General features: G+C 68.6%; 9 protein-coding genes. 3 read left to right on the top strand and 6 right to left on the bottom strand.

Annotation, left to right across the window (positions count from 1 at the left end):
• Both DIZ27_RS43960 and DIZ27_RS43955 read right to left on the bottom strand, forming a co-directional pair.
• Window positions 1-1,724 (bottom strand): NACHT domain-containing protein (locus DIZ27_RS43960; protein WP_181384028.1); only part of this gene is annotated, 1,724 nt, incomplete at its 3' end.
• Between the two features lie 504 nt (window positions 1,725-2,228).
• A complete protein-coding gene (locus DIZ27_RS43955) occupies window positions 2,229-2,738 on the bottom strand; it encodes a maleylpyruvate isomerase N-terminal domain-containing protein (RefSeq protein ID WP_109383853.1) in 510 nt (169 codons plus the stop codon).
• A 322-nt stretch (window positions 2,739-3,060) separates the two neighbouring features.
• Here DIZ27_RS43955 and DIZ27_RS43950 point away from each other — a divergent pair, with 322 nt between their 5' ends.
• Window positions 3,061-3,438 (top strand): hypothetical protein, encoded by a 378-nt coding sequence (locus DIZ27_RS43950; protein ID WP_109383850.1) that lies wholly within the window; start codon window positions 3,061-3,063, stop codon window positions 3,436-3,438.
• Window positions 3,439-3,440: 2 nt separating this feature from the next.
• Window positions 3,441-3,824 (top strand): hypothetical protein, encoded by a 384-nt coding sequence (locus tag DIZ27_RS43945; protein WP_109383852.1) that lies wholly within the window; start codon window positions 3,441-3,443, stop codon window positions 3,822-3,824.
• A 131-nt stretch (window positions 3,825-3,955) separates the two neighbouring features.
• Here the strand turns inward: DIZ27_RS43945 and DIZ27_RS43940 are convergent, their stop codons facing one another.
• Window positions 3,956-5,053, bottom strand: coding sequence for a hypothetical protein (locus DIZ27_RS43940; protein WP_109383849.1), 1,098 nt, complete (start codon window positions 5,051-5,053; stop codon window positions 3,956-3,958).
• A 324-nt stretch (window positions 5,054-5,377) separates the two neighbouring features.
• Here DIZ27_RS43940 and DIZ27_RS43935 point away from each other — a divergent pair, with 324 nt between their 5' ends.
• The gene (locus tag DIZ27_RS43935) at window positions 5,378-6,433 is read left to right on the top strand and encodes an SMI1/KNR4 family protein (protein WP_181384027.1); all 1,056 of its coding nucleotides are present in this window, start codon (window positions 5,378-5,380) and stop codon (window positions 6,431-6,433) included.
• A 113-nt stretch (window positions 6,434-6,546) separates the two neighbouring features.
• On the opposite strand, the gene DIZ27_RS43930 is transcribed toward DIZ27_RS43935, so the two are convergent.
• The 3 genes from DIZ27_RS43930 to DIZ27_RS43920 all read right to left on the bottom strand — a co-directional run bounded on the left by DIZ27_RS43930 (window position 6,547) and on the right by DIZ27_RS43920 (window position 8,905).
• Complete coding sequence (locus tag DIZ27_RS43930) at window positions 6,547-6,978, bottom strand: transposase family protein (protein ID WP_258308903.1); 432 nt, start codon at window positions 6,976-6,978, stop codon at window positions 6,547-6,549.
• A gap of 149 nt (window positions 6,979-7,127) precedes the next feature.
• Entirely contained in the window at window positions 7,128-7,841 is a 714-nt protein-coding gene (locus tag DIZ27_RS43925; protein ID WP_181384026.1) for a hypothetical protein, read from the bottom strand.
• A 542-nt stretch (window positions 7,842-8,383) separates the two neighbouring features.
• Complete coding sequence (locus DIZ27_RS43920; RefSeq protein ID WP_258308902.1) at window positions 8,384-8,905, bottom strand: SMI1/KNR4 family protein; 522 nt, start codon at window positions 8,903-8,905, stop codon at window positions 8,384-8,386.
• Between the last annotated feature and the right edge of the window lie 737 nt (window positions 8,906-9,642).

Genomic DNA, 9,642 nt, shown 5'->3' with positions numbered 1-9,642 from the left:
CCCTCCACCTGTCCCAACACTGGCCCTGGGAAGCCGACTTCGTCGACCTGTGGACGACGACCGGACAGCGCATGGTCACGTGAACCACACGCTCGACCTGACCGCCCACGACCCGAAAGAACCTTGGAGACCCCGCACCGGTCGGCCACCCGGCGATCACCGCTGCCTGCGTCCCGAAGAAACACCCGGAACCCGCCCGACGCCCGTGAGCAGAATTCACGCGGTGGATCGAGGCTCAGGATCCCGGTCGCGAGCCCATTCAGGAGCCCGGTCGCGAGCCCGAAGCCGAGCCCAGCCGCGATCCCGAAAATGAGCCAGGATTTCCCTCTCCAGCTCCAGCGGATGCCTGAACTTGGGTTTCTGTCTCTTGCGAACCAGGTGATCAATGCCGCCGCCACTGCGCACGGGAGCCCGAAAAAGAGCCCGTTGGAGAGCCCGGAGGTGAGCCCGGAGCCGCCGAGCCCGCCGAGCCCGCCGAGTGCATACGGGAGCCCGAAGCCGAGCCCGGCCGAGAGTCCGCCGATGAGCCCGACCGCGAGGCCGACCGCGGTCGCTGATCCGTGTTTGGGGAGGGCTTTGGGGAGTTGCCACCAGGCGAGGTTGGGAGTGCCGTAGAGGGTGTGCTGGAGGTGGCGGGCGAGGAAGGTGAGGGTGTGCTGGGCTCGTTCGGGACTCCAGCGGGTGGGGTGGTGGGGGTGGGGGCGGCAGGCGGCGGGGACGAAGGCGGCGAACAGGTGGGTGTCGATGTCCTCGCGGGTGGGGAAGCGGGCCTGGTCGAGGAGTTCGTCGGGGTGGGCAAGGCCGGCGAGGTGCTCGTCGGGGCGGGGGTTGTAGATGGTGCGGGCCAGGAACAGCGCGAGCGGGGTGCTCAGCGCCTGGGAGGCGGGGGTTTCGGTGCCCAGCGCAGCGGTGACCCGACTCCAGCGGGCTGCGGCCCGGGTGCCGGGGCCGCCGGCATCGCGCTCCAGGTAGGCGGCCGCTTTCGCCGGATCCAGGGGGAGCAGGTGGATGCCTGCGGCCCCGTTCAGGAGCACGGTGGCCCCCGCCGGTGGGGTCAGGGCGCTGCGGTACTCGGCGGTGCGGCTGGAGAGCACCAGCGGCTGCCCGGCCGGTAGTACCTGGTTGATGGCATACAGGGCCCGGGCTCGCACGGCTTCGGGGAGTTCGTCCAGGCCGTCGAGGATGGGCAGGATCAGCCGCTGCTCCAGCAGGGCGCGTGCCTGGGTGCCGGGGCTGGGCTGCGGGGGATGGGCGGGGGCGTGGAGGGCAGGGTGGTCTCGGGCGAGTTGGTCGGCCATCCATGGGTACAGGTCCTGCCGGGCCGGGTCCCACGAGGCCAGGGGGAACAGGACCGGGACGGGGCCGCCGGGCCGGCGGCGTTCGAGCAGGGCCAGGAGGAGCCGGATGAGCAGCATGGTCTTGCCGGCGCCGGGCTCGCCGAGGACCACCAGGCGGCGGGTGGGGACGCGTTCGAAGACCCGGGCGATCTCGGCCCCCTTGCCCGCCAGCCCCCTCGGGCCAGCAGCCCACGCGGAGTCGGCCGGGGACGGGCCCGGCCAGTCCCCGGCCAACTCCTTCAAGTGCGGCCATGACTCGACCAGGTCCGCGTCGGCCGCCTCCCATTCGACCGACAGCGGGAAAGGGTCGTTGAGGCGGTGTACCTGCGCCTCGGCCTCCCACTGCTGGCGCACCCCCTGGGCGAGCCCGTCAGCGACCTGCTGCACGGAGGGAACAGGTTCTGGAGCCGTTTCACCGAGGCGGAGCACGTCCCTCAGTGCGGGGAGCACGGCCAGCAGACCGGTGAATGCGGTGACTACGGTGACCAGCTTGCCAGCTGGGAGGCCGCTTATGAGGTACCCCGCCAGGAATGCCCCGGCCAGCACTGCATAGAGCGGTCCAACCCACTTCGGTACACGTCTCACACGGTGATCATGCGGGATCCCGGACGGCATTCCCAGGAACTGACGTCTCCGACAGGGCCGGACCGGTGTGCGTCATCCCGCGAGTTCGCCGTGCCCCTCGGTTCCCCGGCATGGGGTCTGACCAGGCGCCTCGTCGCCCTCGGCCTGTGCGTCTGTGTAGGGAGCATGATGGTCCTTCAGAAATCCCGAAGACCCATCATGATCTATGCGGATCCATCGCTCCCGTCTGCCGGGCTGACCTGCGGCAACGGGAGATGAAAGCCAGGACGAACCCGCGGGATGTCGCATAAACGGGTGAGCACTCGGTCACACCTTGCGGGGCATCGTCCCGTCCCATTCGGCAATCGGCGCGCTGTGCCAGCGCCAGCCGCACTGGCGCGGCGCGTCCGGCAGGTCCAGCCGGCCGTGCGCCCACAGAAGGGTCGCCCAAGCGTCGGCGCCCGGAGCATGCCAGGGAAACAGCCGCGTCAGCACCCGTCGCGCGAGGCGCTGGTCGGGCCGGAAGTCTTCGCCGAGACCGGTGGCCGCGTCATAGGTGTGGACCAGGATCTCACCGCAGGCCATCGCCGCGAATCCGGACGGGTCGGCGGCCCCGAACGGATGGAAACCACGTGCCGTCACCGGAAGGCCGTCCACGGTCGTCGCACACAGGTGAGCCGCGTTGCGCAGGCTCCTGAGTAACGGCCCTGGCCCGGCCTCGGGCCGAATTCTGATCTCAAAAGCGGCGTCGTCCGCCGGGCCGCCGGTGAGGTCCAGCGCATACCACAACGGCCCCTGGCCGGCGTGTGCCACCACCGAGGCCACGGTGAAGTCCAAGCCCGGTACCGAAACCGACCAGTCACGGACGGCGTGCGGCTGGAGGAAGGACAGCGCCGTCCCGGCTGCCGCTCGGACATCGTCGCCACGCATGGAGCCGATCCTAGCCACCGCCAAGGCCCGGCCCGAGGACAGCACTCCGTGACCGTCACGCCGGAACCACAGCCGAATCGGCGACAGTTGGATACGCGACTCCGCCAGTATCGGACCCTCTGCCGTTCGGCCCCGCGCGGCCCGTGCCCCGCAGCACCCGCGCCGGTCGCGCATCGCGGGACGCACATGCCGGCAGAGAGGTCTGCACCTGCGGGTAGGGTCCTTCGGCATGAGCGCAACACCGCCCGACCTACGCCGGGTCAGCCTCCGCTCCGCCCGCGGAACCGGGGCGGCCTGCACCGCCGCCGCGTTCGGCGCCGGGTGCACCCGCGCCGCCGACCCACGCGGCAGCGCGCACCCGGACCGCATCGTCGCCGGGCACTCGACCGGCCCCCGCCACGGCACCGGGGACCAGTTCAGGACCGGGGGCCCGTCGCCCGGCGTGGGCACCGGCTCTTTTGCGACCCCGGGCCATGAGGCCGCCCTGCGCAAGGAGGCACTCGCGACCGCCTGCCGGTTCCTCCGGGACAGCCGGGCCACGGACGCCGCAGCCGCCGTCCGGGCGCTGTGGGACGCCGCCCGGGTGCCGGCACGGGGCCGCCGGTGAACATCCCCCGCCGGGTCACCCCGCGCCGCCTCGGCGCCGCCACCACTGTGTACGCCGTGTTCCTGGCCGGGTGGTGGCTGGGCCGGCCGGTGCGCTCCGACGGCTGCCTCGAAGACCGGCGCACCGCCGGGGCACACGGTCGTCCCACACCGGTGGAACCGGCCGACCCCGCCCGGTACCTCGAGAACCTCGACCTCGACTTCGGTCTCCTCGACTGGGCCGACGACCTGGACGGCCGCCGCGACGGCGAATACGGCCCCAGCGACTACGGGCACGACCTGCGGGGCGGGCCCGAAACGGACGCCACGTCCGGCGCCGTCTACGCTTTTTGCTCCTACAAGAAGCGCGCCCGCCTGCTCGCGTGGCTCAACGGCGACTGGGGCTGACGACACCTGTGCCTGCCTCACGGGCACGGCCAGACCACGGGGGGCGGAGAAAGGACAGCTTCTTAGACACTCACCGACCCGCGACGCTTGAGGCTCCCGACCATGCAGTTCTGATTCCCTGCAGCTGCCGCTCACGACCGTGTGGCCGTCCCGCATCCCGCATCGCCGGCCTCCCGCATGCGCGTTTCCATCGACGTGCTCCGGTCGTACGGGTCCACCTCGGGGCCGTCTCCCGGGCGCGAGGCCGCGCGCTCTGCGCGGAACTCGGGGGTGAGGTAGCCGGTGAAGGTATCGCAGCCGCCGTTGGTGGTGTCCACCTTGTAGGAGACGAGGGAGAACGTACCCGGCTCGATGACGACCTTCGCCGGGTCGTCCCAACTCATCACGACCTCGCGGCGCACGATGGTGCGCGCGACTTCGTCGCTTCCCGCTGCGGCGCGTACGGCCGGATATACGTACGTGACATCGGTGGTCACCTCGACCGCACCGCGCTTGCCTTCTCGGTACGTGATCCGCCCTCGTGTCTTGACCACATCCCCGACGAGCCGGACCTTCGTCTTGTCGAACCGGCTGAACAGCAGCAGAGGATCGTTTTCCCGGCTGGGCGCGCGGAACGCGGTCGCCAGGTAGTCCTGGACATCCGGCTGATGAGGATTGATCAACGCGATCGCCTTCCTCGGCCGCTCCCCGCGCAGTACACCAGGATCCAGACTGGACGCGGCGAGGAAGTCCCGGGTCTTCTCGAGCGCCTGCGCGACCTGTCCCTTGCTCATCCAGCCGGTCGCCCGTGCCTCAGGCAGGCCGATCCCAGCCGTCCCGTCACCCCACTGCGCCGCGGGCGACCCCCTGAACGGCTGCTTCACGGTCGGAGGTTGGATTGCCGCTTCCGTCGGCGGCGGTTGATCCGGACGTTGCGACTCCGCGGTGAGGGGCGCACTCTCGCCGCCTCCGCCTCCGAACCATCCAGCCACCCGCCCTGGATCCAGCGCCACGACCAGCAGGGCGGCGGCAACCAGCAGACCGACCGCGTACCAGGCCTTGTTTCCTTGCCGCCGAGCCGGTTGATGACTCCGCCACGGCTCCGGTCGGCCGGTCTCCTCCGGCAGCCGCTGTGCCACCATCCGGGCCCGTGCCGACGGCTCCTCGGGCGCGCCCTTGGTCCCCGCCTCGGCTTCACGAAGGAAGCGTTCCCACTCCTCGTCCGGTATGGACTCCCCGCCCTTGCCCACGATGGGGCCCCGCCCTTCTTAGGCACCCGGCCCCACCCCAGGGTCGGTCATCTTTTGTGCATCATCACACAGCTCAACTTGGCTCCATGATCGCCGCCGGTGGATCCCTGAGGGCTCCGTGCCGGTGCGCCGAGCTGAGCACCGCTTTAGGAATTCGATCCGCAGTGCGGCCCGGGCCTGCTCGGCGGGCTCTGGCAAGCCTTCTCGACTCCGACGAAGGACGCTTGTGTCCGGCGCCATTCGTCCTCGCTGATGTCAGTCGTGGATGTCAGCTGGGTCGCAGTCCCGGCTCGTTGTCTGTGGCATGTGTTCCACTCTCTGGCCATGGACGAACAGGAACTGCTCGAAGCCGTTACCTCCTTGGCTCGGCCGGGCGGGCGAGAATTGGTGTGCGGCCGGTCTGGGCACCCGGCGGGGCATGTGTGCCTGGCTGTTTCCGACGCAATCAACCTATCCACTCTCCTCAGGGAGTTCAGCCGTCGGTACGGGCAGCTGCGCAACCTCGCCATGGGCGGTTACGCCGATCCGACGGTGACCGAGCGGACCGGGCTGCCGCTCCTTGCCCCTTTCGCTGGGGAGCTGGTCGAGATGCGCGGATGGGCGTCCGGCAGTCGGTGGATCGGCTGCGGTGTGGTCCGCGCCGGGGACGGCGAACAGCTGGTGGTGCTCGTGGCGGAGCGGGCTGCGCCCTCGCCGGATGCACCGCCGGAAGGAGCTTCCTGGGTGGACCCTCTTCTCCGTGTCACAGGTGGGGACGCACGGGACGCCGCGCAGCCCTGGACGGAGATCGAAGCGGAAGTGGGGACCGAACTGCCCAAAGATCGTTGTACGTGGGTTCAGCGAGTGATCGAACTGACCGCGTGGAAGCCGCTCGGGATCTCCGTCGACTGGGCGGCGATCGAGGGAGAGCTGGGGGTGCCGCTGCCGGCGGACTACAAGGAGCTCTACGAGGCGTTCGGCGGCGGCGTCTTCAGTGATTCCGTCTACTTTCTGGGGCGCGACGAGGGCGTCTCGTTCGACTTCCTGACACAGTGGCGGGTCTCCCTGTCGGTCGACCAGGACAGCACACTCGGAGACGTCTCCGCCGTCGATCCCTATGCGATCTACGCGCCGGGCGGCAAGGGGCTGGTTGATTGGGGCTCCACCGAATGGGCCGACGAGTACTGCTGGCTGATCGATGCCGAGCGGCCGGGCGATTACCCCGTCCTTGCGCGGTCCCATGACGGCGGCCCATGGCACTGGTACGACATGTCCACCTCCGAGTTCCTCTACCGCGTCCTTGCCGATGCCGATTTCCAGCCGTTCGGCATCGCGCAGTACGACCTCGGCACAACGTTCAAGCCCGGCTCCGGCCACCCCTTCGACGGCCGGCCGCTCTGACGAGAGGCGGGCCGTCCCACGTTTGTGGACACGACAGTGCCGTCGTTCCTCATCGAGATCCGTGAGCCAGGTGATCACCAACTGCCTCCGGAACCGGTCGCCAAACGCTGTTTCTAGAGATCAACGAAGCCACCGGTGGTGTGCTCCACCGCGGCGAGTAGGTGGATCCTCCGCCCCTGGGGCCTGCGCCGCACCGCGCAGGGACTTGCCGTCCACGGACAGTCCGCGCAGCCCGGTGCTCTCGGGCCGGCGGTCGGCAAGCATCCGCCCACCGCCCGGTCCGGGGCATCACCGTCGATGCGGGCGAGCAGCCGGCGGACCGTCGCCTCCGAGGGCAGCAGCCTCCGGGGCAGCACGGGATCGAGGCGCACGCCGAGTCGCTCCAGCACGTGCGGCGGCGCGTCCGCGATCCACTCGCCGACCGCCGGCAGCGAGGTCGCGCCGGTCAGCACCGCGCACGCGGTCAGCGTGAGCACGACGGCCAGGGCGTGGCGCACGCCGCGCGGATCGGGCACCTGAGCCAGCCGCTCCAGCAGGTCGGGCACCTACCCGGGCCCGACGTCGGACTGCTCGCGGAGCCGGTCAAGGGCAGGCGGAATCAGGGATGACGCGTCGGCAGGCACGGTCTTCCAGGCAGGTCACGGGGCGTAGAGCACTCCATGATCACGGGAACCTTCCCTGCATCGTCCCCGGGTCACAGCAACGCCGCAGCCTCGCCTGTCACCCAGGTCTGCCAGACACGACGGGTGTTCGGCAGGTCAGGGCGGTCAAGGAGCCAGAGCACATACCCGGCATGGCACCGGGCCCACGGACTGTCCGAATCGGCTGCCCGATCGAGCCTGCCCCGTAGATCAGCGCTGTCGACAGCCCGGGCAACCCGCACGTATTCGCGATCCTTGCAGCGATACGCCCGGTGGACGACGATCTCGACCAGGTCGGTGAGCTTCGCCTTGATCGCCTCCTCCTGGCGAGCACGGGCCACCTTTCGGATCAGGCTCTGCTTCGTACCCCACGCCTTCGCATGCTGCGTCCACTCCAGCGGGTACCTCGCCTCCCACTCCAAGAAGAGCAGCACATAGGGCAGCCCCGGCCACGCCGCCAGATCCCCGTTCACAGGACCACCCCACACCCCATCAGGCAGCGAACGCCTCTGGGCCTGCTGATGCCTCCGGCGCGCCTGCAGAAAGGCCGGCTCCCGGTACTGCTCGTCCGCTCCCAGGGGCCGCGTCAGCAGCCACATCTCGTTGGACCGGGCGAGCGCGTCCGTGACCTTCCTCTGGGCCTCCGCCAGATGGACGAGCGCTGCACCTCTCGCAGCCGGATCCTCCGCTATCAGCCCGAACGCCCAACCCAGTCGCTCAGCCCATGCACAAGCATCGTCCGCGTCTGTACCTGCCTCTTCAGCCACGCACGGGATCATCTCCTGGCGCAGTCGGCTCGCTCCCCCCGACGGTGCAGGGGGAGAGAGATGCAAGGGCTCCGGGGCGCAACGGACATGAGCAGGGACCGCTCGCTCTCCCTCTCGTCATCTCAAGTGATCACGAAACGGACGCCCGCCGACTACACCGAAGCCCTGGCGCTCAGGGAGGGTTCCCAGACGTCCTCGTCGGTTTCGGTGACGGTGAAGATATAACTCATCACTGCCACCATATCCGGATGCCGACATCGTACTGGATACACAGGCGCTGCACATAGTCCTCGACAAGCTGCTCAGCTTGGACGCCTTTCCTCGTCAGCTGCCGCGACTTCTCTGAACTAATTGAAGCGAAGGCCGCGCTCAACTAGCGGCTGCGCCGCGCCTTATCGGGCAGGCACAGTCTTCAAGCCCGGCGGCGAACAGTGCCACGTACCCCATCGCTCAAGGAAAAAAATACCCGTTGATCGTCACGAGGAAATCTTCACACGGTGGTGCCCCCTGCCACCAGGACAGGGGGCACCACCGTGAGCATTTCAGGGCAGAAATTCCCAGAACGGGCCGTCAGGCGCCCAGTTGCGAGAACACAACGTCACATCCTCGCCTCTGAGATAAGCCAGCAACCAGTCACTGAACGTCATCTCGTGGAGATACCAGGCCGGACTGTCGAACTCCTGGACCACGACGCGCCAGGACGACGAGGGACCGTCGGGAACACGAAGGAAAATCGCCTCGCCCGTCGTGGCCGTCGCCACCGGCATCAGTTCCCCGGGGTTCGCCCCCACCGGACTCGGCAGGAATTCTGCCATGTCCTCGCCGCGCCAGAGCTCGAGATCCTCCCTGATCATCGTTCCCAGATCGTGCAGAAGGTGGACGGCGGGGTGCTTCAGATGCAATTGCCCGTTGACCTTGATCGAACCATAGGCGTCCACGATCTCACGGAAGTCCGCAGGAAATTCGATACCGAACTCCCGCTCCAGCTCGATCCATGGCGCCGGATCCGACCAGTTGAACCGTGGTTCACCCAACAGGGCCTGTATCTCTGCAAGCGTTGCCACCACTGGGCCCCTTCTAGCACGTCGAGCAGATGCCGGTCTTGGAGTTGATCACACTACACGAGAAACTCTGCTGGGAGCCGTGGGGCCCGTATACGGTCATTCCCTCCTGGACGGTCGTAGGAACGGCCGAATGAGGGTATCCGGATAACACGGGAACGACCGACATGAACAGACTGTTGCCTGATCTTCAAGGTGCCGCTGCACGGGACCTTGACCTCGGTATCGGGTGATTGAGTTGACGAGCGTCATCCATTTTTCACTGTGGCACGTCATATGGTTTCACCGGTTCCTGTGGTGGTCACGGAGGTTCCGGTGCCGTCAGACCGGTGAAAAGACGTGTCGTTTCGCGAGTGAATTGGATGGCGCGCGTGTATGCGCCGGGGTCAGGGGCCGTTGCATGATCGCGATCGGTCCGGAACGTCGGGCTGGTCCGGCCCTGGGGCGGACGTCCCGGTTCGGGCAGGGGGGCGAACGCAGTGCAGGCACGGTCTCGGTGATCATGTGAGTGTCGAAGTCCCATGAACACTTGGCGAGTCCGTGCCTGCTCCTGCATCTTCCCTCATGCCCACCGCGCTGGACCAACTGGCCCAGACTCCCGCACCGGCCCCGCTGGCGGACGCGGTCCGTCTGTCCGGATTTTTGGATCTGCTTCCCGATCCACGAGGCGTCCACGGCCGCCGCTACTCGCTGCCGGCCCTGGTCGCCGCGGCCGCAGCGAGTGTCCTGGYCGGCGCCCG

Source organism: Streptomyces sp. NWU339 (assembly GCF_003143855.1).
Lineage (GTDB): Bacteria > Actinomycetota > Actinomycetes > Streptomycetales > Streptomycetaceae > Streptomyces.
Note: the sequence above shows the minus strand (reverse complement) of the source record. Positions and strands in the feature narration are given on the sequence as shown.